We start from the raw sequence: 24,910 nt of genomic DNA, 5'->3' as shown, positions 1-24,910 counted from the left end.
ACTTGTGCTGGCGCGGATGGTCATATCCGCGCCGTTTCAGGTGTCTTACGCCGCCGTGCGTAAGGTTAAACGGGAAGTCGGTGCGCCCTTTGGGCTAGTCCGACGCTGCCCCCGCAACGGTAAGCGAGCGACGTTGTCATGATGCCACTGTGCACTTTGTGCATGGGAAGGCGATGACGTCATGACCCTCGCGAGCCCGGAGACCGGCCTGATTCTTAGGGATGTTGTGCGCTGCCCATGATGCAGCGGCAACTCCCAACTGTTTGGCAACCCGCGGTGGGCGGGCGTTGACGCCGATCGTGGGTGCCTGCGCGCCCGTGTTTTGCTGTTGCGCGTTTCCATCGGGATTGCCGTGCCTATCCCTTTTGCGATGGAAGCATCATGGCGCGCTATCCCCTGTCTCAACTCTCTGTTTCCCTTGCCCTGTGCCTGGCCGGTACGGCTGTGGCGGGCGAATCTCCAGTCAATCTGCCGGCCACGACCGTGCAGGCCAAGGCTGCTGCGGAGGGTGCAAGCGATCTGCATACGCCCACCAGCAGCGGTTCGCGTCTGGGCCTGAGCGCCCTGCAAACCCCGGCCAGCACCAGCAGCCTGAGCGGCGCGCAGGTGCGCGGGCGCAACAACCTCAGCGTGCAGGACGCGGTCACCCGCACCCCTGGCATCAGCAGCATCGGCAGCCCCGGCAATGGCGGCACCGCGCTGTCGGCGCGCGGGTTTACCGGGCACAGCGCGACCATGCAGCTGTACGACGGCACCCGCCAGTACGTCGGCGCAGGCACCGTGACCTTCCCGGTCGACACCTGGTCGGTGGAGCGCGTTGACGTGCTGCGCGGCCCGGCGTCGGTGCTTTACGGTGAAGGCGCGACCGGCGCGGTAATCAACGTGGTGCCGAAAAAGCCCTTTGCCGGCGCCATCAGCAACCAGCTGCGCCTCGGCTACGGCAGCGATGACCGTCGCCAGGCCGCGCTGGACAGTGGCGGCTCGCTGACCGATACGCTGAGCTACCGCCTCAACCTCAATCAACAGGCCAGCAATGGCTGGGTCGATGATGGCGAGTCGCAGAGCCAGGCGCTCAGCGCGGTCCTGCGCTGGGATGCCAGCGATGCGCTGAGTTTCACCCTGTCCCATGATCAGGGCGATCAGGACCCGCAGCGTTACCTAGGCACACCGCTGGTCGCCGGCCAGTACCGCGAGAGCCTGCGCGAGCGTAACTACAACGTCGCTAACGCCGAAGTTCGTTACAACGACCAGATCACCCGACTGGTCAGTGACTGGCGCATCAACGACGCGCTGACGGCCAGCAACCAGCTGTACTACATAAAAACCCAGCGCTACTGGCGCAATGCCGAGTCCTACCGCTGGCAGCCGGGTGACCAGGTCAGACGCAGCGATTTCTACGAGATCAAGCACACCCAGGAGCAGGTCGGCGACCGTCAGACCTTCACCCTGGAGCACGCGCTGTTCGGCCTCGACAGCCGCACCGTGGTGGGCGTGGATTACAACCGCATTCACTTCGCTCGCCAGCATGATTTCGCCAGCAGCTTCACTGATACAGTGCCGCTTGCCGGCTCCAGTGGCGGCCAGTACCAGAGCACCGACCCGCTGGGTTATGGCCCGCGTGAGCGCAACCTGGCGCGGCAATTCTCGCTGTTCGCCGAGAACCGCACCCAGCTGACTGAGCGCCTGTCGCTGGTCAGCGGCGTGCGCCGTGATCAGGTGCATATCCAGCGCGATAACCTGCTGACCGACAGCAGCGCCGACCGCAGCCTGACGGGCGACAACTGGCGCGTCGGGTTGGTCTTCGAGGTCACGCCCGAGCTGTCGCTGTACGGCCAGTACGCCACCAGCACCGAGGGCGTCAGCAACCTGCTGACGCTTAATCCGAGCCAGCAGCAGTTCGACCTGAGCGAGGCCAAGCAGACCGAAATCGGCCTTAAGCAGGCGTTCTGGAATGGCCAGGGCGAATGGACGCTGGCCGCTTACCACATCGTCAAGGAGAAGCTGCTCAGCCGCGCCACCCCGACCGCGCCGACCGAGCAGATCGGCCAGCAGTCTTCCGATGGTCTGGAAGCCACCTTGGAACTGGCCCTGGGGCAGGATTGGCAGGTCTCGGCCAACGCCGCGTTTGTGCGCGCCGAGTACGACGACTTCACGGAGGCCGGTGGCGATCGCAGCGGCAATCGACCCACCAACGTGCCACGGCGCACCGCCAACCTGTGGCTGAGCAAGGCGCTGAGCGAGCAGGTGCAGGTCGGTATCGGCGCGCGTTATGTCGATTCGCGCTACGCCGACACGGCGAACAATGTGGAGGTGCCGAGCTACACCCTGGTCGATGCCACTATCGGCTGGCAGGTGCTGGCGGATGTGCGTTTGGGCCTAGAGCTGAACAACCTGTTCGACCGCCAGTACGCCACCACCGGCAGCAGCGATGGCCAGCAGTGGTACCTGGGCGCGCCGCGTTCGGTGTTCGTCACTGCCGATTACCGTTTCTGATGGCGCGCTTGCAGATCAGCGACTTGGCCTGGTCGCCCAATGGAGAGCAGGTGTTGCTCGACGGCATCGAGCTAGCGGTGGGAGACGGCCAGCTGGTCGGTCTGCTCGGCCCCAACGGCAGCGGCAAGACTAGCCTGCTGCGCTGCGCCTACCGCTTTCAGCGGCCCGATCAGGGCCGTGTCGAGCTGGACGGCGAAGCGCTGTGGAGCCGTTCGCCGCGCTGGTGTGCGCAGCGGGTGGCGGTGGTGTTGCAGGAGTTTCCCCAGGACTTCGGCCTCACTGTGGCCGAAGTCGCCGCCATGGGCCGCACGCCGCACAAGGGCCTGTTTGATGGCGATGACCAGGCCGATCTCGCCCTAATCGAGCAGGCGCTGGCGCGGGTGGGTTTGACTGAGCACAAGCGCCAGGCCTTCGCTTATCTCTCCGGCGGCGAGAAGCAGCGCGTGCTGCTGGCCCGCGCGCTGGTGCAGCAGCCGACGCTGCTGATTCTCGACGAGCCGACCAATCACCTTGACCCGCGCTATCAGCTTGATCTGCTGCGGCTGATCAAAACCCTCGGCCTGGCGACCCTGGCCAGCTTCCATGACCTCAACCTGGCGGCGGCCTTCTGCGACCGCCTGTATGTGCTCGACCACGGCCGCATGGTGGCCAGCGGCACACCGGCCGAGGTGCTGACCGAAGCGCTGCTGGCCGAGGTGTATGGCGTGCAGGCGCTGGTCGACCTTCATCCCCTCGCGGGGCACCCGCGTATTACCTGGATCAATCCATGAACAGTTTTCTGCGTTACGCCCTGTGCCTACCATTGTTGGGCGCTGCCCTGTCCGCCCAGGCGGTTACCGTCACCAGCTGCGACCGTCAGCTGACCATCGAGCAGCCGCCGCAGCGCGCAGTCAGTCAGGACATCAACCTGACCGGCATGCTCCTGGCCCTCGGGCTGAAATCGCGGATGGTCGGTTACAGCGGCATCAGCGCCTGGAAAACCCCCAACCCCGAGCTGATGGCGCAGCTGGCTGATTTGCCGGAGCTGGCCGCGCGGCAGCCGTCGCTGGAAAACCTGCTCAACGCCGAGGCGGATTTCTTCTTTGCCGGCTGGAACTACGGCATGCGTGTGGGTGGTGAAGTCACCCCGGCGAGCCTGGCGCGTTTCGGCATCCCGGTGTACGAGCTGAGCGAGTCCTGCGCCCATGTCATGCCACGCCGAGTGGCCAGCCTGGAGGATGTCTACAACGACCTGCACAACCTTGGCCGCATCTTCGCCGTTGAGTCGAGTGCCGAGGCGCTGGTGCAGGGCATGCAGCAACGGGTGGCGGTGGTGCGCGCCCGCCTGGCGAACAGCGGCCCGGCGCCACGGGTGTTTCTCTACGACAGCGGCGAGGAAAGCCCCTTTACCGCCGGCCGCCTGGCCATGCCGCAGGCGCTGATCGAAGCCGCTGGCGGGCGCAATGTGATGGATGAGCTGGCCGCGAGCTGGGTGCGGGTCGGCTGGGAAGCGGTGATCAGCAGCGACCCCGAGGTGATTCTGATCGTCGATTACGGCGAGCGCAGTGCGGCGCAGAAACGTGACTTCCTGCTGCAGCACCCGGCCTTGCAGGGGCTGACGGCGATCCGTGAGCAGCGCTTTGTGGTGCTGCCGTACCTGGCCGTCACGCCGAGTATGGAAAACGCCGCCGCCATCGAAACCCTGGCCGCCGCGCTGCACCCGCAGGCGTTCGGCCAATGATTCGCAGCCCACACGCTTACCGCCTGTTACTGCTGTTGCTGGCTTTGGCACTGGCACTGTCCTGCGCCGCCTCCCTGGGCTTTGGCGCAGCGCCAGTGCCGTTGGCGCAGGTGTTGGAGATTCTCGGCCAACGCCTGTTTGATCTGCAGCCGACGCAGGCCGTGAGCAGTGCCCAGGACAGCATCGTCTGGCTGATCCGCGCGCCACGGGTGGTGCTCGGTGCGTTGGTCGGTGCCGGGCTGGCGCTGGTCGGCACGGCGCTGCAGGCGGTGACGCGCAACCCTCTGGCCGACCCGCATCTGCTCGGGGTCAGCTCCGGCGCGGCTTTGGGTGCGGTGATTGTGGTGCTGTATCTGGGTGAATTTATCGGCCTGCTCAGCCTGCCGCTGGCGGCCTTTATCGGCGCGCTGGTGAGCATGCTGCTGGTGCTGGCGATTGCCAGTCGCGGTGGCCGGCTGGAGAGTGATCGCCTGCTGCTGGCTGGGGTGGCGGTGTCGTTTGTGATGATGGCGGCGAGCAACCTGCTGCTGTTTCTTGGCGACCATCACGCCGCCAGTTCGGTGATCTTCTGGATGCTCGGCGGCCTTGGTCTGGCGCGCTGGGAACTGCTGTGGCTGCCGGCGTTGTGCCTGGCGCTGGCGGTGCTGCTGTTGTTGGGGTTGGCGCGGGCGCTGAATGCGCTGATGGCCGGTGAACACAGCGCGGTCAGCCTCGGTCTGGAACCACGCCGGGTGCGCCTGTTGGTGTTTGTTTGCGCTTCGCTGCTGACCGGGGTGCTGGTGTCGCTCAGTGGCGCGATCGGTTTTGTCGGGCTGATCCTGCCGCATGTCGCACGCTTTCTGGTGGGGGCCGAACACCGTCGTCTGCTGCCGGTGAGTGCGCTGCTTGGCGCGCTGTTTCTGGTCTGGGTGGATGTCGCCGCGCGCACCTTGCTGGCGCCGCAGGACCTGCCCATCGGCATCGCCACGGCGGCGATTGGCGGGGTGTTTTTCGTGGCGTTGTTGCGTCGACGCTAGGAGCCTGTCGGGCTTTTCCGCAGTAGAACAGTGTCAAGTCCGACAGGCTCCTAGACGCGGGTGGACACGCCATGCGCTGTCCACCCGCAATGCCTGCGCTTGAGCGTCTTAGGCCTCTGCCCTGCGCTGCTCCTTGATCCCGTAGAACACGCAATACAGCACTGGCAGCACCACCAGGGTCAGCAGGGTGGCGAAGCCCAGGCCGAACATGATCACCACCGCCATGCTTTGGAAGAAGGCATCGGTGAGCAGCGGGCTCATGCCCAGGATGGTGGTCAGGGCGGCCATGGCCACCGGCCGTACACGGCTGATGGAAGCCTCTTCCACGGCCTGCAGGGCATCCTTGCCGCTGGCCAGCTGCAGTTGGATTTCATCCACCAGAACGATGCCATTCTTCACCAGCATGCCGCTCAGGCTGAGCAGGCCGAGTAGGGCCATAAAGCCGAAAGGGATGCCGGTGATGAGAAAGCCCAGGGTCACGCCGATCATCGCCAGCGGGACGGTGAGCCAGATCACCGCCGCGCGTTTGAACGAGTCAAACAGCAGGATGGTGATCATAAACATCACCAGGTAACCCAGGGGCAGGCTGCCGAATACCGCTGCCTTCGCGTCGCGGGAGCTTTCGTACTCGCCGCCCCATTCCAGGCTGTAACCCTCGGGCAGGGCGATGGCTTCGATCTGTGGCTTGAGGCGCTGGAACAGCTGGGCCGCGGTTTCGCCACTGAGCAGCGCCGGGTCGGCCTGTACGGTGAGGGTGCGCTTGCGGTCCAGGCGCATGATCAGCGGGTCTTCCCACTCGGTATTGAAACCCAGTAGCACCTGTTCAATGGGCAGGTAACCACCCCGGGCGTTGCTCCACACCTGCAGGTCGTTGAGGCTGTCGGCATTCAAGCGTTCGTTGTCCGGTGTGCGCGCCACAATCGGCAGCAAGCGGGTGCCGTCGCGGTACAAGCCGACATTCATGCCGGAGAAGCTCATGCGCAGCAGGTCATCCAGCTCGCTTTTGTCCACTCCCAGCTCGCGGGCGCGGGCTTCGGCGAATTGTGGGCGGATCAGTTTGGTGCGCTCATGCCAGTCGTGCATCACCGCATTGGCCACCGGGTCCTGGCGCATCAGGTGACTGACTTCGCCACCCAGGCGGCGTAGCACGTCGGGGTCGGGGCCGCTAAAGCGCGCCTCAATCTTACTGTCGTTGCCGGGGCCGAGCATCAGCTGCTTGAACTTGGGCTTGATCTGCGGGTACTGCTCGGCAACGTGCTGTTCCAACTGATTGATCAGCGGCTCGATGCGTTCCAGGTTGTCGGTACGCACCAGCAGCTGGGCATAGTTGGGGTACTGCTTTTGCGGCGCGTAGGTGAGGATAAAACGCAGCGCGCCCTGGCCGATGGTGCTGCTGACGGCGGTTACGCCTTCCTGCTTAAGCACATGTTGGTCCAGCTCAGTTACCAGCTGCTCGGTGTAGCGAATGTCCGTGCCTTGCGGCAGCCACAGGTCGATAAAGAACATCGGCGTGTTGGACGGCGGGAAGAAGCTTTGCCGTACGTTGCTGAAGCCGGCTATGGCCACCACCAGCAGCACGCTCAGTAGCCCCAGGGTCAGGCTGCGGCGCTGCAAGGCGAAGTCGAGCAGGGCGCGATAGGCGGTGAAAATCACCCCGCCGTAGGGGTCGCCCTGGCTCTGGCCGGTCAGCGTCTGGTCATCACGGAAGAACAGGCTGGCGAAGAACGGCGTTAGCGTGATGGCGGTGACCCAGCTGAGCAGCAGGGAAATCATCAACACCTGGAACAGCGACAGGCAGAATTCGCCCGTGGAGTCGTCGGACAGGCCGATGGGGGCGAAGGCGATGATGGCGATCAGGGTTGCGCCGAGCAGTGGCAGGTTGGTCTGCTTGACGATGGCCCGCGCCGCTTCCAACGTGCTTTGCCCGCGCTGGCGGCCGACCAGAATACCTTCGACCACCACAATGGCGTTGTCCACCAGCATGCCCAGGGCAATGACCAAGGCTCCCAAAGAAATACGCTGCAGCTCAATCCCCAGCAGGCGCATAAAGATAAAGCTGCCGAGCACCGTCAGGGCCAGGATCAGGCCGATCAGCAGGCCGCTGCGCATGCCCATAAACACCAGCAGCACGACAATCACGATGACCACAGAGGCCACGAAGTTGAGCACGAAGCCCTGCACCGAAGAATCAACTTCGGCGGCCTGATCGTAAAACACCTGCAGCTGCATCCCGGCCGGGCGCTGGTTGTCTAGCTCGGCCAGACGCGCATTCACCGCAGCACCGACATCCACCACGTTGATCTTGGGCGCAAAGGCAATGCCCAGGGTCAGCGCGGGCTGCCCGTTCATGCGGTAGAGGTTGCCTGGGGTTTCGCTGAAGCCGCGGCTGACCTGGGCAATGTCGCCCAGGGTGATCTGCTGCGAGCTGCCGGGGTCGCTGATGATCAGCCGTTCCAGCTCGCGTACATCCTGAAATTCCCCAGTGGGGTGCAGGCGGATGGACTCGCTGCCAACCAGAATCCGGCCAGCATTGGACACCACGTTCTGCTGGCTCAACACCTGCGCCAAACGCTGCGGTGCGATGCCCAGGGCGCTCATCTTGCTGCGTGAGATTTCCACCTGCACCTGTTCCTGGCGCGCGCCGGCCAGCGTCACCTTGCCCACGCCCGGCAGTAGCACCAGCTCACGCCGCAGGTAGTCGGCAAAGTCACGCAGCTCCTGGGCGCTGTAGCCCTCGCCGGTAACCAGCAGGAAGAAGCCGAAGACGTCACTGAAGTCATCGCGCACCTGGGGCGGGTTAACCCCCGGCGGCAGGTTGGGTTGCAGGTCGTTGATCTTGCGCCGCAGCTCATCCCAGATTTGTGGAATTTCGTCGGCCTTGTACTGGCTGTGCAGCTCCAGGCTGATCTGCGACAGCCCGGCGCTGGAGATCGAGGTGATTTTTTTGATCGAGGGCAGCTGCTGGATGGCATTTTCCAGCGGGTAGCTGACTTCCTCTTCCACCTGCTGCGGCGAGGCACCGGGATAGCTGGTGATGACCATGGCGTTTTTCAGGGTGAAGGCGGGGTCTTCCAGACGGCCGATGCCGAGAAAGGCCATCAAGCCGCCAATGCCCAGCACCAGGGTGACCAGCCAGCTGGTGACGCGGCGCTGGATAAAATAACCGGCGATATCCATTTACAGTCCCCGCTCGCGTACCCAGGGACGAACAGCCTGGCCTTCTTCCAGCTCAGCGCCGCCCACGGCGACGATCTGCTCACCGGGCGTCAGCCCGCTCAACACTTCAATGCCGTCGTGGGTCAGCTGGCCAACCTCCACGGCGCGAGCACTGAGGCTCAGCCCCGCCTCGGTTTTATTCACCAGCCACACCTGCTTGGCCGTGGCCGGCCCGTTGTCGGCACTGAACACCGCCTCGACGGGAACCAGGATGCGGGTGTCGGGGGTGCGCTCAATTTGCGCAAAGTCGACTTTGACGGTGGCGCTCATCCCGGGCAGCAGGTTGAGTTCCGGCGGGCGCGGAATCGACAGGGTGACCTGATAGGTCAGGGTTTTTGGGTCTGGCTGGGTGCTGTGTTCCTTGTACACCGCCTCAAACTCGCGGCCCGGCAGGCTGTCCAGGGTCACGCTGGGGTGGTAGTCGGGGTTTTCTTCCCGGCTGCGCAGGTTGGTCAGTAGGTTTTCCGGCAACTGGAATAGCACATCCAGCATGTCGCCGCTTTGCAGCGTGGCGATGGGCTGTTTGGCCTGCACCACCTGGAAGTTATCCACATAGGTGCTGGCCACCACGCCATCAAAGGGCGCGAGGATCTGCGTGTAGTCCTGCTCCTGGCGCGCCAGGTTGAGCGCTGCCAAGGCTGAGTCCAGGGTGGCTTTGCGCTGGTCGTACTCGGAGCGCGAAATCATCTGCCGTTTATAGAGTGTGGCAATGCGCTGGAATTGCGCATTGGCCAGGTCATAGCTGGCCTGACGGTCACGCACGCGCAGGCGCTGGTCGGTGTCTTCGATGCTGGCGATCAGCTGGCCGCGTTTTACCTGCTGGCCTTGCAGCACGTTGAAGGTCTTCAACTGCCCGGCGATGCGGAAGGACAGTTCAGCCTCGTTGGTGGCCTTCAAACGTGCCGGAAATTCGCGCAGGCGCTGGCCGACGGGATCTTCCACGGTGAACAGCTTGACCAGGCGCGGTGCCTGTTCCTGAGGTGCGGGGGGCTTATCGCAGCCGGTCAGTAGTACAGCTGGCAGGCACAGATAGAGGAGGGGGCGAAGGTTCAAGATGACTATCCCTGACAGCGACAAGATCAATAGAAGATCGCACCCGATCGGGTGCGTATGACCGACATTCTAGGGGCAAACGCGGGCTATCTCCATGTGCCTGGCTGACATGCCGCTGAAGCCGGCGACCTGCCGAGTCGCCATGGCTTAACATGGCGCATCTTTCTCCGGGATTCTCGTCATGCCCAAATGCCAGGCCGCTCCCGCGCGCAGTTGTGTGAGCAGCAGGGCCGAATTATTGATGGCTATCTGCTGGGTAGAAACGAAGCGAACTGAGGCTCTCACAAAAAGCACGACAAATTGCGCGACATTTTTTCTTGAGGTGCGACACTTTCAGCGACATATTAGTGTCGTGCTTTTTGTCGTGCCATTGCAAAGCGTGACAGTTGGCCGTCGATTGCTTTGCCCAGGGATCTGTCATGACCAATTCTAATTCCCGACTGGATAACCAGCTCAACGCCATCGAAACGCTGATCGCCGAGCAGCGCGACGGTATCGGTATTGCCGAGCTGGAGCAGCGTTTGGCCCAGCGTCTGTCCCTGACCCTGAACCGGCGTACCTTGCAGCGTCGATTGGAAAACCTGCTTGCGCACAAGCGCATCCTTTCCAGCGGTGAAAGTGTTGCCTTGGTCTACAAGAGCGTTCCTCACGACACTGCTACCGAGGTATCCGAGCCGCGAGCAGTCGCCGATGCCTATGATGTCGAGCTGTACGTGCCGGTTTCCCCGGCCGGCGCGCAAATCCGCGATCTAGTACGCCGGCCGTTAATGCATCGCCGCCCAGTGGGTTACCAGCACGCATTTCTTGAGAATTATGAGCCTGGGGTGAGCTTCTATTTGCCGGAGTCGCTGCGTGCGCAACTGCATGAGATCGGCCGCACCGCGCGGGCCACGCGGCCTGCCGGCACCTATGCCAGAGATATCTACAATCGCCTGCTGGTGGATCTGTCTTGGGCATCATCGCGTCTGGAGGGCAACACTTACAGCCGTCTGGATACGCAGAACCTGATCGAACTCGGGCAGGTGGCGCAGGGCAAGGATGCCCAGGAAACCCAGATGATCCTCAACCACAAAGCTGCCATCGAGATGCTCGTCGAGGATGTCGATCAGGTGGATTTCAACCCCTTCACCTTTAAAAACCTACATGCAATTCTCGCGGAAAACCTGATGGCCGATGAGCAGGCCTGCGGGCGCTTGCGTCGCCGCCCGGTGGAAATTTCCGCCACCGTATTTCAGCCGCTCGCCTTACCCCAGGTGCTGGAAGACTGCTTTATTGAGCTTCTGCGCAAGGCGGCGGCCATTACCGATCCCTTTGAGCAGGCATTTTTCCTGATGGTGCAGCTGCCCTATTTGCAGCCATTCGAGGATGTCAACAAACGGGTATCGCGTATCGGCGCAAACATCCCGTTGATCCGCCATAACCTCTGCCCGCTGTCCTTTATCGATGTGCCGGAGCGTGCCTATGTGGAAGGCATTTTGGGTGTCTATGAGCTGAACCGCATCGAGTTGCTGCGCGACGTATTTGTCTGGGCCTACGAGCGCTCATGCCAACGCTACCTGGCCATCAGCCAGAGCATGAGTGACCCCGACCCATTGCGGATTCGCTACCGGACGGCGCTGATCGAGGCCGTGCAATGGGTGGTCAAGCAGCGCCTGGCACCCAGCGCGCAAGTGATCAGGCAACTGGCCCAGGAAAAAGCACCGGTCGAAGATCAGGATGCTTTCGTTCAACTCCTCAGCAGTGCCCTCAAGCACCTACACGAAGGCAGCGTGGCCCGTTATCGGCTGAGGTATTCGGAGTTTTTGGCCTGGCAGCCGGTTAGGGATGGGGTGGCAGGCGCTGGTTCGGCAGGCTGATCGCCGAAGGATCTTGTGCAGTACATACACTACCTTCACTGTCGCGATCTTATGTACCTCTGCCCCTACCGAGAGCAAGCCTATGTTTTCCCATATCTGCATTGGCGTGAGCGATTTTCCGCGAGCACTGACCTTCTACCAGCCGATCATGACGCTGCTGGGTATCGAGCTGCGTTTTATCGACGAGCACAAACCCTGGGCGGCCTGGCAATCCAAGCCGGAGCCCCGGCCGCTGCTGCTGATCGGCAAACCCCATGATGGTGCCCCGCATCACCCAGGCAACGGACAGATGGCGGCGCTGTTGGCACAGAGCCGGGCCGAGGTCGAGCAGGCTTATCGGCTGGCGCTCAGCCACGGCGGACGCTGTGAGGGGCCACCGGGGCTGCGCGCCGAGTACCACCCGGACTACTACGCGGCCTACTTTCGCGACCCGGACGGCAACAAGCTCTGCGTGGTCTGTCATGAGCCTGAGTGAGGGGCCATTTCGCACCGGGTTTTGTGGGCGCTCGGCAGGGCCAGGCCCATCCTGCGGCTGTGGGTAACGCCGGGGGCAGCTGATCGGGTGCCTAGGAGCCTGTCGGACTTAACCCGAAAAGGAATGACAGCGCGGGTTTAGGTCTTTGATTGCTCGGGGTCGTTCTTTCTAAGCATCCGAGTTGACTATCGCGAACCCAGGCGGTCCGTTCGTGCACCTGAGCAGCTGCCTGGACGCGGGTGGGCGTACTTTTCGGCCGCGTTACATCGCGCGTAGCACATGCAAACGCTTGATGTTCCAGGCCATGGTCACCAGGCTCCATTCGCCCTGGGCGTTGGCCAGGCCGCGCATGCTCATCTGCCGCCAGCCCATCACTCGCTTGATGATGCCAAACACCGGTTCGACCGTCTGTTTGCGTAGCCTGTACAGCGCTCGACCTTCTTGCGTGCTCAGTCGGTGAGCCATCTGTTCGACTGGGTTACTCGTCTGTGGTAGCGGCGAGTCGGTGGCAAAGCGCTCCAGTACCGGGGTGTGGTGCGACTCGCGTTTGAGCGCCAGAAGCGGTTCGACCTTGGCTTCGTGGCAGGCGCTCACGTTGGCCTGGCTGAAGAAGCCGCTGTCCGCAATCAGGCTTTTCACCTCGCCTAATTCGGCGGGCAAGGTGGCTATGCGCTGTAGCGTGGGAACCACTTCGCGCTTGTCGTTGCAGGCCTGGGTTACATGCTGTGTGACCACCAGCATCGTCTCGGTGTCGACCCCGGCTTGAGCGTTATAGCTCTGCTCGAAGCCGCCACCGGAGACGGGCATGATGCGTGACTCTTCATCGGTCAGATTGACTTGATCGCTGTCTTTGGGGCCCGCTGCGGGCGGTTCTGGATCCTTGCCGCGTGGTTTCTTTCCAGCCTTGCGCTGGGCCTCACGCTTGGCCGTCTTGGCCTCGAATTGCTGTTGCTCAATGGCGTGTCGCTCAGCTGCACGTTGCTCGATCTTCGCTTTGGCCTGGGCTATCGCGCTGAGCCGATCTTCGCGCCGGGCAATCTCCGCCGGCACATCCATGCCATCGGGTACGGCGGCGCAGTCGCTGTTCTCGGCCAGCGCCAGCAACTGCTGGACCTCCTGGCGTAACTGCGCCTCGATCTTGTTGGCGTGCGCCCAGGACAAGGCCTTGTGCTTACTGGCGTTGGCCTCGATCTTGGTGCCGTCGAGAGCGATATGACCGAGCTTGAGCAGCTTCATCTCGCGCGCCAGCATCAGCACCTGGACGAACAGCGATTCAACCTGCTGCCGGAAACGTCGACGGAACGTAGCCAAGGTGTCGTGATCGGGGTGGGTGTTGGCCGCCAGATAACGGAACGCTACCGAGTCATAGGTCGCGCGTTCGATCTTGCGGCTGGAGTGCACGCCATTGGCGTAGCCGTATATCAGCAGCCCCAGGAGCACGGCCGGATGGTGGGCAGCTGAACCCCGCCCCGCATACTGCCCAGTCAGCTCGCTCAAATCGAGTTGCTCGATGACCTCGACCACGAACCGCGCCAAGTGATCCGCCGGCAACCACTCGTTCACCGAAGGCGGTAGTAAATACGCAGTGTCTCGGTCAGCAAGGACAAAACGGCTCATCAGCGGGGCTCTCGATTGCAGGGCCTTGATTGTCGCGAATACTTTCAGCGCAAGGAAGAGTCAGAAAGTCCGACAGGCTCCTAGGCCCGGCCTACGTGCCGCGCTCTCCATCTGGCTGATACGGTGGTGAAGCCGGCGACCTGCCGAGCAGCCATGGCTTAACATGGCGCATCTTTCTCCGGGATTTTTTCATGTGCGAACATCAGGGCCGCTACCGGGTGTTGCTGATCGTCCTGCTGATTCTGCTAGGCCTGCTGGCGAGCATCTGGCTGGCCGGGCGTTATGCCGAGCAGCGCGCCTGGCAGGAGCGCAGCGTCGAGGCGCGCGGGCAGTTGCAGCTATATGCGCAATCGATCCACACCCTGGTTGAGCGCTTTCGTTCGGTGCCCGAGGTGCTGGCGCTGGACAGCGATATCAAGTCGCTGCTGCGCGCGCCGACGGACAATTTGCTGCGCGGCAAACTCAATGAGCGGCTGGAGCAGCTCAACGCCGCCGCTGGCTCCAATGTGCTGTACCTGCTCAACGACCAAGGCGAAACCCTGGTAGCCAGTAATTGGCGCGACTGGAGCAGTTTTGTCGGCAACAACTACGCCTTCCGCCCGTATTTTCAGGATGCTCTGCGCCAGTCTTCCGGGCGCTATTTTGCGGTGGGCGTGACCACCGGCATTCCCGGTTATTTCCTTTCCCATGCGGTGCGTGACGACAACGGCGTGGTGCTCGGGGTGCTGGTGGTTAAGCTGGAGCTGGAAGAGCTGCAGCGTGAATGGGTCAGCCAGCCCGGTGTGCTGCTGGTGGCCGACAGCTACTCGGTGGTGATCCTCAGCAACCGCCCGGCCTGGCGTTTTCTCGCCCTCGACGGGTTGAGCGAGCAAGCCCGCGCCGAGCTGGTGGAGGTGCGCAAATATGCCGAACAGGCGCTGCAGCCGCTGGCCAGCACGCTGCGCCGGCAGATCGACAGCGGCAGCCAGTGGCGACGAGTAGACGGCCCGGATGGCTCGCGTGATTACCTTTGGCAGCGCCAGCCCCTGGATGACGAGGGCTGGACCCTGCACCTGCTGCATGAGCCGAAAACCCTGGTCGACAGCGTGCGCAGCTACCGCCTGGCCGCCGCCGGAGTGTGGATGACCCTGGCGTTTCTGCTGCTCTACCTGGCCCAGCGGCGCAAGACCCAGCGTTTGCAGGCGGGCATTCGCGAGCGTCTGGAGCGTGAGGTGGCGCTGCGTACCGCCGAGTTGCGCGAGGCCCAGGAGGGCCTGGTGCACGCAGCAAAGATGGCCGCGCTGGGGCAGATGTCGGCGGCCATGGCCCATGAAATCAACCAGCCGCTGACTGCCATGCAGATGCAGCTCGGCAGCCTGCGCCTGTTGCTCGACAGCGGTCGCCAGGACGATGTGCGCGAAGGGCTGCAGCGCATCGACGGCCTGCTGCAACGCATCGCCGGGCTCACCGGCCACCTGAAAACCTTTGCCCGCAAAAGCCCAGCCGGACTCAGTGAGCGTCTGTGTCTGAGCGATGTGCTGGAACAGGCGCTGCAACTGCTGGCGCCGCGCCTGCGCAGCGAGCAAGTGCAGCTGCACAGCGAGATCGACACCGAGGCGCGGGTGTTGGGCGATGCCATTCGCCTGGAGCAGGTGCTGCTCAATCTGCTGAATAACGCCCTGGATGCCATGGCGCCTGTTGAGTCGCGGCAGTTGCAGATCCGCATCGAGCGCCAGGGCGAGCAGTGCCTGCTGAGCATCGCCGACAGCGGCGGCGGGATTGCTAGCGAGGCGCTGGGGCATGTGTTCGAGCCGTTCTTTACCACCAAGCCGGTGGGCGCCGGGCTGGGCCTGGGTTTGGCGGTGTCTTACGGAATCGTTCGCGAACTGGGCGGCAGCCTGGAGGCGGCCAATGGCGAGCAGGGCGCGGTGTTTACCCTGCGTCTGCCGGCAGCGCCGAATGCGTAGTGCGGGTTATTTCCCGGATTTTATCCGGGCTACACTGCCGCCGATTGATTAGGAGGTGATATGACCGGGCAGGTAATAGTTGTCGACGATGAAGCAGCGATCCGCGAGGCGGTGCAGCAGTGGCTGGAGCTGTCCGGCTTTCGCGTGCAGAGTTGCTCGACGGCGCAGGCCGCGTTGGCGCTGGTCGACCGTGATTACCCCGGCATCATCATCAGCGATGTGCGCATGCCCGGCACCGATGGCCTGCAGCTGCTCGACAGCGTGCTGGAGCGTGACCGCGACCTGCCGGTGATTCTGATCACCGGGCATGGCGATGTGCCGATGGCGGTGCAGGCGCTGCGCCAGGGCGCGTATGACTTTATCGAAAAACCTTTTACCCCAGAACGCCTGCTCGACAGCGTACGCCGCGCGTTGGACAAGCGCCGCCTGGTGTGTGAAAACCGCCAGCTGCGTCAGCAGTTCGCCCTCAAGGACCATATCGAGGCGCAGCTGCTCGGCGTATCAAAGCCGATGGAAACCCTGCGCCGGCAGATTCTCGAACTGGCCGGCACCTCGGTAAATATTCTTCTGCGCGGCGACACCGGCAGCGGCAAGGAGCGCGTTGCCCGCTGCCTACATGATTTCAGCAACCGCGCCGGCAAGCCGTTTGTGGCGCTGAACTGCGCGGCGATTCCCGAGCACCTTTTCGAGAGCGAGCTGTTCGGCCATGAAAGCGGCGCTTTTACCGGCGCCCAGGGCAAACGCATTGGCCGTATCGAGCATGCCGACGGCGGTACGCTGTTTCTCGATGAGGTGGAAAGCCTGCCGCTGGCCCAGCAGGTCAAACTGCTGCGCGTATTGCAGGAGAAAACCCTTGAGCGGCTCGGTTCCAATCGCAGCATTCAGGTCGATTTGCGGGTGATCAGCGCGGTCAAGCCGGACCTGCTCGACGAGGTCAAGGTCGGGCGTTTCCGTGAAGATCTGTACTACCGGCTGAACGTCGCCACCCTGCGCATTCCGCCGCTGCGCGAGCGCCGTGAAGACATTCCGCTGCTGTTCGAACACTTCGCCAACCAGGCCGCGCAGCGCCATGGCCGTGAGACACCGAGCCTGCCGCCCAGCGAGCTGACCCGGCTGCTCGGGCATGATTGGCCGGGCAACGTACGTGAGCTGATCAACGCCGCCGAACGCCACGCCCTGGGCCTCTGCGGCGGTATGGAGAGTGGCGATGGCCTGCCGCAGCAATCGCTGGCCGAGCAGATGGAAGCCTTCGAGGCGCAATGCCTGCACCGCGCCCTGCAGCATTGCCAGGGCAATATCGCCCAGGTGATGGCGCTGCTGCAGCTGCCGCGCCGCACCCTTAACGAAAAGATGCAGCGCCACGGTTTGCAGCGCAGCAGCTATCGGCCGGTCGGTAGCAGCGACGAGGATTGAACGCACGCGCACAGCTCGTAGCCCGAATAAGCCCTGCCGCAATCCGGGATCGCAACTCCCGGATTGCGCTGCGCTTATCCGGCTACATTCGGGCCTTCAGCAGACTGGATGGTTAGCCGCAGCGATATCCATGGTGTCCAGGCATGGTGTAGGTCGCTGTGTGTCTAACCTGGGCGACCCCAACCATCCGCGAATCAGCCATTTCGTTGATAGATGATCTTCTTGGTGCCGCCGTCGCAGCTGCCGACCACCATATTGGGGTCTGTAGCTTCTTCGTTGGGTACGATTTCCAGGGTGTAGCTGGCAACGCCGGCGGCCTGGATTTTCACTTCAATCTCCGCACGCAGCACTTCGCAGGGCTTGGGTGCGGCCAATACGCTGGTGCTGAGTAGGCCAAGCAGCACGGCCAGGGTGAATTTGTTCATTGCATTGCTCCTTTTGCGTGAACAGAAATTACAGGTGTTGGAGTGGCTTTTCGGTACGTAAGTTCTAGGAGCCCGCAGATAACTCAGCCAAGGCTTGATGCCGCTCGGTTGCGGGCAGTTTGCCCAGCGCTGCGACACGCTGATAGAAGCGCGGCCAGTCGCGGTCAACCTGCTCGAACAGCGTGGAAAAGGCCGGCACCCATTGATCATAGAGGCCAAACGGCAACAGCTTGGCGTTGTTGATTGGCGCGTTAATCCAGCCGTCGTAACGCCCGCGACCGTCCCACTCGCGCGTGCTTAGCGCATGGTATTCGGCACGCAGGCGGGCGAACTCGGCTTGTTTGCTGCTGCGCATCTGCGTTGCTGGCAGGTCGCTGGCATACAGCTGCTGCAGCCGTGCACGGCTGGCGAGCACCAGGGCAATAAACTGTTCGCGCTGCTGTTCGTCTTGCGGGTCGCTGGGTTGCAAGCCGTGCTTGGTGCGCCATTGGCGCAGGCCTTCACGCTCGACAAAGCTGGCGAAGGATTCGTTGAACGCGGTGTCGTCGGCCACATACAGCTGCTGGTGCGCCAGTTCGTGAAAGATCACCGCCACCAGACGCTCATCGCTCCAGCGCAGCATGGTGTTGAGTATCGGGTCATCGAACCAGCCGAGGGTGGAATAGGCCTCGACACCGCCCATATAAGTATCCAAGCCCTGCTTTTTCAGCAGTGCTGCCGAACCACGTGCGCGGCCTTGGCTGTAGAAGCCGCGATAGGCCACGCAACCGGCGATGGGAAAACAGTGCAGCTCGGGCGACAGGGAAAATTCTGGGGTGGCGAAGACATTCCACACCACAAAGGGCCGCTGGATATCGGCATACATGCGGTAGCTGTCGTTGTCGGGCAGGGCTAACTGAGCGCTGGCAAAATCCCGCGCTTGCTGAGCAAGGGCCAGGCGTTGCTTGAACTCAGGGTCGGCCGCCGGGTCTGCCAGCAGCTCAGCAATCGGCTCGCGCGCCTGCAGCAGTTGCAGGTGCCCGCCGGCCAGATGGCTGTAGTAATCCAGGGTGCTGCAGCCGCTGAGCAGCAGCGTGGCGGCCAGCGGAACCCAGCGCCAGAGCAAGGCGTCGAACATTGATCAGTACCCGTGAGTAAACAGGCTGTCACGCTAGCGTATTGGCGTTGCTGCCTCCAGCACGGGATCGGCGTAGGCTAACGGTTGTTGCGATTGGTGGAGGTGTTTTATGCGTTATCTGGCTTTGCTTGGCGGTGTGCTGGTACTCAGCGCCTGCGCTTCGCCCGTGCCATCGCCTGACCCAAGCCAGGCCTGGGTTGAGCTGCGCAGCCATGCCGGCACACTGCTGATGGCGGATCGGCTTGATGGCCAACGTTTGAACGATGGCCGCTACTTCCAAGTGCCAGCCGGTGCCCATGAGCTGCAGGCGCGCTTTCAGTTTGAGGTGAACAGCGGCGGTGGCCTGGATGGCACCTATGAGCCGCGCCAGGTGACCTGCGAGATTCGCGTTCGGCATGACAACTTCATCGCGGGCCAGCGCTACCGACTGGAAGCCAGACCCATGCAGATGAAGGCACAGGCCTGGCTCTATGATGGGCAGCGCAATGTGCTGGCGCGGGGTAAGGTACTGCGCTGCGGCACGTTCTAAGAACCTGCCCACGATCTGCTGCGCGTCGGCCCTGCTGTGTTAAAAACAGGCTCGGAATGCTCATGTACAACAGTACACTCCGCTTCCTCGCCTGTTTTTGCCTTGCAGTGCTCTAGCTCGCTAGATCGTGAGCAGGTTCTGAATTAGAGGCTGCTATCGAGCAGCGCCTCCAGGGTGATCTCGGCGTTCAGCACCTTGGACACCGGGCAGCCGTTTTTAGCGGTTGCCACGGCTTTCTCGAAGGCCGCACGGTCGGCGCCGGGAATTCGCGCTTTGAGCGTTAGGTGCACGGCGGTGATGGCAAAGCCGCCATCCTGTTTGTCGAGGGTTACTTCGGCGCTGGTTTCGATGCTTTCGGCAGTCATTCCGGCCTCGCCAAGCTCCTTGGACAACGCCATGGAGAAACAGCCGGCATGGGCGGCGCCAAGCAGTTCTTCCGGGTTGGTGCCCGGCTGCCCTTCGAAGCGGGTATTGAAGCCATAGGGCGCGTTTGCCAGGGCGCCGCTCTGGGTTGAGATCGTGCCTTTACCGTCCTTGATGCCACCTTGCCAATGAGCTGAGGCTGTCTTTTTCATCCGGATACTCCAGTGCGTGGGTTATAGGGTTGAGAGCAGGCCGGGGCGGCACAAGTTCGAAAAATAAGTTCTAACGCAGCTGGGCGAGCAATTCGAAGGCATGCAGGCGGTCGGCAAAGTCATACAGGTCGCAAGTGAAGATCAACTCATCGGCGCCGGTCTGCTCCAGCAGCACTTCCAGGCGCGCACGGACCTTGTCCGGTCCGCCGATCATCGCCATGCCGAAAAAGCTGCTCACCGCCTCTTTTTCATGGGGCAGCCACAGACCTTGCATGCTGGTTACCGGCGGCTTCTGTACCAGGCTCTGGCCACGAATCAGGGCGAGGATGCGCTGGTAGGCCGAGGTGGCCAGGTATTCGGCTTGCTCGTCCGTGTCGGCGGCAATCAGTGGTACGCCGAGCATCACATAGGGCTTGTCGAGCACCGCCGAGGGCTTGAAGTGACTGCGGTAGACGCGAATCGCCTCATGCATATAGCGCGGCGCGAAGTGTGAGGCGAAGGCGTAAGGCAGGCCTTTCTCGCCGGCCAGTTGAGCGCTGAACAGGCTGGAGCCGAGCAGCCAGATCGGCACATTGGTGTCGGTGCCGGGCATGGCGATCACTCGCTGATCCGGCGTGCGCGGGCCGAGGTAGCGCTGCAACTCTGCAACATCCGCCGGGAAGTCGTCGGCGCTACCAATCCGATCGCGGCGCAGGGCCTGTGCGGTGAATTGGTCTGCGCCAGGCGCGCGACCCAGACCCAATTCGATACGGCCGGGGTAGAGCGTAGCCAGGGTGCCGAACTGCTCAGCGATCACCAGCGGCGCATGGTTGGGCAGCATTACCCCACCCGAGCCCAGGCGAATCTTCGACGTACCAGCTGCCAGATAACCCAGCAATACGGCGGTGGCCGAACTGGCGATGCCATCCATATTGTGGTGTTCGGCTACCCAGAAGCGCTCAAAACCCAGGCGCTCAGCATGCTGCGCCAGTGCCAGGGAGTTATGCAGGGCCTGGGCGGCGTTGCCGTCGTCCCGCACTGGGGCAAGATCGAGGGTGGAGAATTTGCTCTGTGCGAGTGCGCTCATCGGGCTGCCTGTGGGTTATCCGTGCGTTCGGGCGCCACAAAGCGCCAATACCTGAGTTAGATAGTGGGGCTTATTCTGCAGATTCCAAGGGACAAGGTGCGTGGGGTGGGTACATCTGCGGCCATGTGTGACATGACCGCATGCGTATGGATTCAGCTATTGCTTAGGCGAAAGCCGACCTTCAGGGTGACCTGATAATGCCCGACCTTGCCATCAACGATATGCCCGCGAGTTTCCATCACTTCGAACCACTCCAGGTTGCGGACGGATTTGGCGGCCTCGGCCAGGGCATTTTCGATGGCGTCTTCGATACTGACTGTCGAGGAACCGACGATTTCGATTTTCTTGTAGGTGTGATGATCGGACATTGCAGCTCTCCTAGGTGACTGAACAGGCGGGTCATGTCATTGAGTCCCGCCCGCGAACGCTAAAGTTCAGATTAGTCGCACTTGGCCTGCCCGCTTGTTGATGCTGCTGGCTAGCGCTCCAGCTCCTTGCGCAACCACTGCGCCAGGCGTTCGGCGCGGTTATCGCGGCTGCGTATTGGCACCCAAAGCGCTAAGCGTGCGCTGGTTTCGACAAAGCCCCAGGGCGCGACCAGCCGCCCGGCGGCCAGGTCGTCGGCCACTAGTTGTTGCGGCGCGATGGCCACGCCCAGGCCCGCAGCAGCGGCTTCCAGCAGGTAGTAGAGGTGTTCGAAGCCCTGACCGAGCTTTAGCGCGGCGGGGTCCAGGGTGTTGCTGGTGGCCCAGCTGGGCCAGGCTTGCGGGCGGGAGCTGGTGTGCAGCAAGGGTTCGTTGAGCAAGGCAGCGGGTGGCGCCTGATGCAACTTGGCGAAGTGCGCATAACGCGGGCTCAGCACCGGGCCGATGCGCTCGGCGGCCAGCTCGAACACTTGCATATCCGCTGGCCAGGGTGGCTCGGCGAACCACAGGGTTGCGTCCACACCGCTGCGGCGGGGGTCCAGATCGCCCTCGCTGGCGGACAACTGTAGACGCAGTTCTGGCAGCTCGCGGTTGAGCCGATCCAGGCGCGGAATAAACCAGCGCGCTAACAGGCTGCCCGGGCAGGCCAGCACAAACGGCGCATCGGCCTGGCCCTGTTGCAGCTCGGCGCAGGTGCTGCGCAGGCGGCTGAATAAGTCGGCGCTGACATCACGCAGGCGAATGCCCGCATCTGTGAGTTTAAGGCCACGACCTTCCTTGCTGAACAACGCCACGCCCAGGTGATCCTCCAGGGCGCGCACCTGTCGACTGACCGCGCCGTGGGTGACGTACAGTTCATTGGCGGCCTGGCTGATGCTGTTCAAACGGGCGGCTGCTTCGAAGGCACGCAAGGCATTGAGCGGCGGAAGGTCTTGGTTCATTTGTGAGTTTTCCTAACAGGTTGCGGCGATCTTATCGCTTTTGCTGAGCGGGCCACAGCTTTATCCTGTGCCCATAGCAGTAGGAGCGGGCCATGCCCGCGAACCGCGCCCATTCACCTGCAGGAGAACACCATGACTTCCTTCCGCACTGGCCCAGACGCCAACGGCCTGTTCGGCTCGTTCGGCGGCCAATATGTTGCCGAAACCCTGATGCCGCTGATCCACGACCTGGCCGCCGAGTACGAGAAAGCCAAGCTCGACCCCGAGTTCCAGAAGGAACTGGCCTACTTTCAGCGTGATTTCGTCGGCCGGCCGAGCCCGTTGTATTTCGCCGAACGCCTGACCGAGATGTGCGGCGGGGCGAAGATCTACTTCAAGCGTGAAGAGCTCAATCACACCGGCGCGCACAAGATCAACAACTGCATCGGCCAAGTGCTGCTGGCCAAGCGCATGGGCAAAAAACGCATCATCGCCGAGACTGGCGCCGGTATGCATGGCGTGGCCACAGCCACCGTCGCGGCGCGTTTCGGCATGGAATGCGTGATCTTTATGGGCAGCACCGACATTCATCGGCAGAACGCCAACGTGCTGCGCATGAAGTTGATGGGCGCCACCGTGGTGCCTGTGGTCGCTGGTACCGGCACCCTGAAAGATGCGATGAACGAAGCCCTGCGCGACTGGGTGACCAATGTCGACACCACCTTCTACATGATTGGCACCGTGGCCGGCCCGCACCCGTACCCGGCGATGGTCCGCGACTTCCAGGCGGTGATCGGCAAGGAAACCCGCGACCAAATGCTCGCCCAGGAAGGTCGCCTGCCTGACAGCCTGATCGCCTGCATCGGCGGTGGCTCGAATGCCATTGGCCTGTTCCACCCCTTCCTCGATGACAAAGACGTGAAGATCATCGGCGTAGAAGCAGCCGGTCACGGCATCGAAACCGGCAAACACGCGGCCAGCCTGAACGGCGGCGTACCGGGCGTGCTGCATGGCAACCGCACCTTCCTGCTGCAGAGCGACGACGGCCAGATCATCGATGCCCACTCGATTTCCGCCGGCCTCGATTACCCCGGCATCGGCCCGGAACACGCCTGGTTGCATGAGGTGGGTCGCGTCGAATACACCTCGGTGACCGACACCGAAGCCCTGGAAGCCTTCCATATCTGCTGCCGCCAGGAGGGCATCATCCCAGCCCTGGAAACCGCCCATGCCCTGGCTGAAGTATTTAAGCGTGCGCCCAAGCTGCCCAAGGATCACCTGATGGTGATCAACCTGTCCGGGCGAGGCGACAAAGACATGCAAACCATCGTGCACCACATGGAACAACAGGAGAAGCACGCATGAGCCGCCTGCAAAGCCGCTTTGCCGAGCTGAAAGAACAGAACCGCGCCGCCCTGGTGACCTTCGTCACTGCTGGCGACCCGAACTACGACGCCTCCCTGGCCATCCTCAAAGGTTTGCCGGCAGCGGGTGCCGATGTGATTGAACTGGGCATGCCCTTCACCGACCCGATGGCCGACGGCCCGGCGATACAGCTGGCGAACATCCGCGCCCTAGAAGGCGGCCAGGACCTGGCCCTGACTCTGCAGATGGTCCGTGAATTTCGTGAAGGCGAGCAGGTCACGCCGCTGGTGCTGATGGGCTACTTCAACCCGATCCACAAGTACGGTGTCGAGCGCTTTATTGCCGAAGCCGTGGCCTCGGGCGTCGACGGGCTGATCGTGGTCGACCTGCCGCCGGAGCATAACGTCGACCTGTGTGATCCGGCCCAGGTCGCGGGTCTGGACTTTATCCGTCTAACCACTCCCACCACCGACGACAAGCGCCTGCCTAAGGTGCTTAACGGCAGCTCCGGCTTCGTCTATTACGTCTCGGTAGCCGGTGTGACCGGCGCTGGTTCGGCCACCTTGGATCATGTTGAGCAGGCTGTTACTCGCCTGCGTCGCCACACCGATTTGCCGCTGTGCATCGGCTTTGGCATCCGCACGCCGGAACATGCCGCGACTATCGCGCGACTGGCCGAAGGTGTGGTGGTGGGTTCGGCGCTGATCGATCAGATTGCCAATGCCACCAGCACTGAGCAGGCGGTGGACGGCGTGCTTAGCCTATGCAACCAGCTGGCTGAAGGTGTGCGCGGCGCGCGTAGTTAATCAGCCATAGGTTGTTAGGGTAGGGTGGACATGCCGTAGGCTTGTCCACCTTGCAAGCGGCGGACAAGGCTCTGCCATGTCCACCCTACGCGGCCAAGATTTCTACTCATGCTTGTAGCTTGTGGCTACTTCCCGTCCAATACCGCGTTCCTTTCCTTTGAGTCTCGCCATGCCACGCCCGCCTATCGCCCGCAAACCCCGCGCCAGTAGCCAGAGCCGCATCGCCGGCATTCTTGCCGCTGCCCGCGAGCTGTTGGCTGAGCAGGGCGTGGCCAGTCTGTCGATCTACAGCGTGGCCGAGCGAGCGCAGATTCCGCCGTCTTCGGTGTACCACTTCTTCGCCAGCGTACCGGCATTGCTGGAAGGGTTGACGGCGGATATTCACGGGGCGTTTCGCGCCTGTTTGCAGGCGCCGATTGAGCATGCGCAGTTGCGTGACTGGCGTGACCTGTCGCGTTTAGTAGAGCAGCGTATGCTGGCGATCTACGCCGCCGATGCCGCCGCGCGGCAGCTGATTCTGGCGCAGCACGGCCTGGCGGAAGTGACCCAAGCGGATCGGCAACACGACATCGAGCTGGGCCAACTGATGCAGCAGTTGTTCGATCGTTATTTTCCCTTGCCGCAACTGCCGGACGATGTGGATGTGTTCGCCCTGGCCATGGAGCTGGGCGATCGCGTGTATGCGCGCTCGGTACAGCTGCACGGCGAAATCACCCCGCGCATGGCCGAGGAAGGCATGCGGGTGTTCGATGCTTATTTGGGGTTGTATCTGCCACCGCATTTGCCGAAACGAGCCTTGTCCGAGCGGATTACCGTCAGACAAGATTCGTAGGGTGGGTTAGGCGCTTGTTGCATAGCTAAGGGCTGACGCGTATGT

At 62.7% G+C, this 24,910-nt stretch carries 21 protein-coding genes and 1 riboswitch; of the genes, 12 read left to right on the top strand and 9 right to left on the bottom strand.

Features of this window, described 5'->3' with window-relative positions:
- Nucleotides 1-21: 21 nt before the first annotated feature.
- Nucleotides 22-226: riboswitch (cobalamin riboswitch) on the top strand.
- 155 nt (nucleotides 227-381) lie between these two features.
- Genes AC0T4W_RS21070 through AC0T4W_RS21055 form a run of 4 tightly spaced genes read left to right on the top strand, consistent with a single transcriptional unit; the run spans nucleotide 382 to nucleotide 5,229 of the window.
- Nucleotides 382-2,493, top strand: coding sequence for a TonB-dependent receptor (locus AC0T4W_RS21070; protein ID WP_476322402.1), 2,112 nt, complete (start codon nucleotides 382-384; stop codon nucleotides 2,491-2,493).
- Nucleotides 2,493-3,263 carry an ABC transporter ATP-binding protein gene (locus AC0T4W_RS21065; RefSeq protein WP_476322399.1) on the top strand — a complete coding sequence of 257 codons (771 nt, stop codon included), beginning with the start codon at nucleotides 2,493-2,495 and terminating at the stop codon, nucleotides 3,261-3,263. The genes AC0T4W_RS21070 and AC0T4W_RS21065 overlap by 1 nt, the downstream gene beginning before the upstream one ends.
- Nucleotides 3,260-4,213, top strand: coding sequence for an ABC transporter substrate-binding protein (locus AC0T4W_RS21060; protein ID WP_476322396.1), 954 nt, complete (start codon nucleotides 3,260-3,262; stop codon nucleotides 4,211-4,213). Before AC0T4W_RS21065 ends, AC0T4W_RS21060 begins: the two co-directional genes overlap by 4 nt.
- On the top strand, nucleotides 4,210-5,229 hold the full coding sequence (locus AC0T4W_RS21055) for a FecCD family ABC transporter permease (RefSeq protein ID WP_476322393.1): 1,020 nt from the start codon (nucleotides 4,210-4,212) through the stop codon (nucleotides 5,227-5,229). Before AC0T4W_RS21060 ends, AC0T4W_RS21055 begins: the two co-directional genes overlap by 4 nt.
- Nucleotides 5,230-5,337: 108 nt before the next feature.
- On the opposite strand, the gene AC0T4W_RS21050 is transcribed toward AC0T4W_RS21055, so the two are convergent.
- Together AC0T4W_RS21050 and AC0T4W_RS21045 are read right to left on the bottom strand one after the other, a co-directional pair.
- Nucleotides 5,338-8,406 (bottom strand): efflux RND transporter permease subunit, encoded by a 3,069-nt coding sequence (locus AC0T4W_RS21050; RefSeq protein ID WP_476322390.1) that lies wholly within the window; start codon nucleotides 8,404-8,406, stop codon nucleotides 5,338-5,340.
- On the bottom strand, nucleotides 8,407-9,498 hold the full coding sequence (locus AC0T4W_RS21045; protein WP_476322387.1) for an efflux RND transporter periplasmic adaptor subunit: 1,092 nt from the start codon (nucleotides 9,496-9,498) through the stop codon (nucleotides 8,407-8,409).
- A gap of 419 nt (nucleotides 9,499-9,917) precedes the next feature.
- Between AC0T4W_RS21045 and AC0T4W_RS21040 the strand changes: the two genes are divergently transcribed.
- Both AC0T4W_RS21040 and AC0T4W_RS21035 read left to right on the top strand, forming a co-directional pair.
- Nucleotides 9,918-11,354: a Fic family protein gene (locus tag AC0T4W_RS21040; RefSeq protein ID WP_476322384.1), complete on the top strand. Its 1,437-nt coding sequence runs from the start codon at nucleotides 9,918-9,920 to the stop codon at nucleotides 11,352-11,354.
- Between the two features lie 82 nt (nucleotides 11,355-11,436).
- Nucleotides 11,437-11,829, top strand: a complete 393-nt coding sequence (locus AC0T4W_RS21035; protein ID WP_476322381.1) for a VOC family protein — start codon at nucleotides 11,437-11,439, stop codon at nucleotides 11,827-11,829.
- Between the two features lie 261 nt (nucleotides 11,830-12,090).
- Here the strand turns inward: AC0T4W_RS21035 and AC0T4W_RS21030 are convergent, their stop codons facing one another.
- Nucleotides 12,091-13,446, bottom strand: coding sequence for an IS1182 family transposase (locus AC0T4W_RS21030; protein WP_476315485.1), 1,356 nt, complete (start codon nucleotides 13,444-13,446; stop codon nucleotides 12,091-12,093).
- A 191-nt stretch (nucleotides 13,447-13,637) separates the two neighbouring features.
- On the opposite strand from AC0T4W_RS21030, the gene AC0T4W_RS21025 reads away from it, so the two are divergent.
- The gene (locus AC0T4W_RS21025) at nucleotides 13,638-15,392 is read left to right on the top strand and encodes a sensor histidine kinase (protein ID WP_476322378.1); all 1,755 of its coding nucleotides are present in this window, start codon (nucleotides 13,638-13,640) and stop codon (nucleotides 15,390-15,392) included.
- Nucleotides 15,393-15,452: 60 nt separating this feature from the next.
- Nucleotides 15,453-16,805, top strand: coding sequence for a sigma-54-dependent transcriptional regulator (locus AC0T4W_RS21020; protein WP_476322375.1), 1,353 nt, complete (start codon nucleotides 15,453-15,455; stop codon nucleotides 16,803-16,805).
- 194 nt (nucleotides 16,806-16,999) lie between these two features.
- Here AC0T4W_RS21020 and AC0T4W_RS21015 read toward each other — a convergent pair whose 3' ends face one another.
- A complete protein-coding gene (locus tag AC0T4W_RS21015; protein WP_476322372.1) occupies nucleotides 17,000-17,230 on the bottom strand; it encodes a DUF1161 domain-containing protein in 231 nt (76 codons plus the stop codon).
- Between the two features lie 64 nt (nucleotides 17,231-17,294).
- Nucleotides 17,295-18,347, bottom strand: a complete 1,053-nt coding sequence (locus tag AC0T4W_RS21010; RefSeq protein ID WP_476322369.1) for an aminopeptidase — start codon at nucleotides 18,345-18,347, stop codon at nucleotides 17,295-17,297.
- Between the two features lie 109 nt (nucleotides 18,348-18,456).
- On the opposite strand from AC0T4W_RS21010, the gene AC0T4W_RS21005 reads away from it, so the two are divergent.
- Nucleotides 18,457-18,876, top strand: a complete 420-nt coding sequence (locus tag AC0T4W_RS21005; protein WP_476322366.1) for a PA0061/PA0062 family lipoprotein — start codon at nucleotides 18,457-18,459, stop codon at nucleotides 18,874-18,876.
- 143 nt (nucleotides 18,877-19,019) lie between these two features.
- On the opposite strand, the gene AC0T4W_RS21000 is transcribed toward AC0T4W_RS21005, so the two are convergent.
- The 4 genes from AC0T4W_RS21000 to AC0T4W_RS20985 all read right to left on the bottom strand — a co-directional run bounded on the left by AC0T4W_RS21000 (nucleotide 19,020) and on the right by AC0T4W_RS20985 (nucleotide 21,883).
- Entirely contained in the window at nucleotides 19,020-19,451 is a 432-nt protein-coding gene (locus AC0T4W_RS21000) for an OsmC family protein (protein WP_476322363.1), read from the bottom strand.
- Nucleotides 19,452-19,521: 70 nt separating this feature from the next.
- On the bottom strand, nucleotides 19,522-20,517 hold the full coding sequence (locus AC0T4W_RS20995) for an LLM class flavin-dependent oxidoreductase (RefSeq protein WP_476322360.1): 996 nt from the start codon (nucleotides 20,515-20,517) through the stop codon (nucleotides 19,522-19,524).
- Between the two features lie 152 nt (nucleotides 20,518-20,669).
- Nucleotides 20,670-20,885, bottom strand: a complete 216-nt coding sequence (locus AC0T4W_RS20990) for a dodecin (RefSeq protein WP_476322358.1) — start codon at nucleotides 20,883-20,885, stop codon at nucleotides 20,670-20,672.
- Nucleotides 20,886-20,995: 110 nt separating this feature from the next.
- Nucleotides 20,996-21,883, bottom strand: coding sequence for a LysR family transcriptional regulator (locus tag AC0T4W_RS20985; protein ID WP_476322355.1), 888 nt, complete (start codon nucleotides 21,881-21,883; stop codon nucleotides 20,996-20,998).
- 132 nt (nucleotides 21,884-22,015) lie between these two features.
- On the opposite strand from AC0T4W_RS20985, the gene trpB reads away from it, so the two are divergent.
- From trpB to AC0T4W_RS20970, 3 genes are all read left to right on the top strand, one after another.
- Complete coding sequence (gene trpB, locus AC0T4W_RS20980) at nucleotides 22,016-23,227, top strand: tryptophan synthase subunit beta (protein WP_476322352.1); 1,212 nt, start codon at nucleotides 22,016-22,018, stop codon at nucleotides 23,225-23,227.
- Complete coding sequence (gene trpA, locus AC0T4W_RS20975) at nucleotides 23,224-24,033, top strand: tryptophan synthase subunit alpha (protein WP_476322349.1); 810 nt, start codon at nucleotides 23,224-23,226, stop codon at nucleotides 24,031-24,033. The genes trpB and trpA overlap by 4 nt, the downstream gene beginning before the upstream one ends.
- A gap of 169 nt (nucleotides 24,034-24,202) precedes the next feature.
- On the top strand, nucleotides 24,203-24,865 hold the full coding sequence (locus AC0T4W_RS20970; RefSeq protein ID WP_476322346.1) for a TetR/AcrR family transcriptional regulator: 663 nt from the start codon (nucleotides 24,203-24,205) through the stop codon (nucleotides 24,863-24,865).
- Nucleotides 24,866-24,910: the final 45 nt, after the last annotated feature.

The sequence above is a fragment of the Pseudomonas sp. C7.1 genome (assembly GCF_056312395.1).
This window is presented reverse-complemented; position numbering and strand designations above follow the sequence as displayed.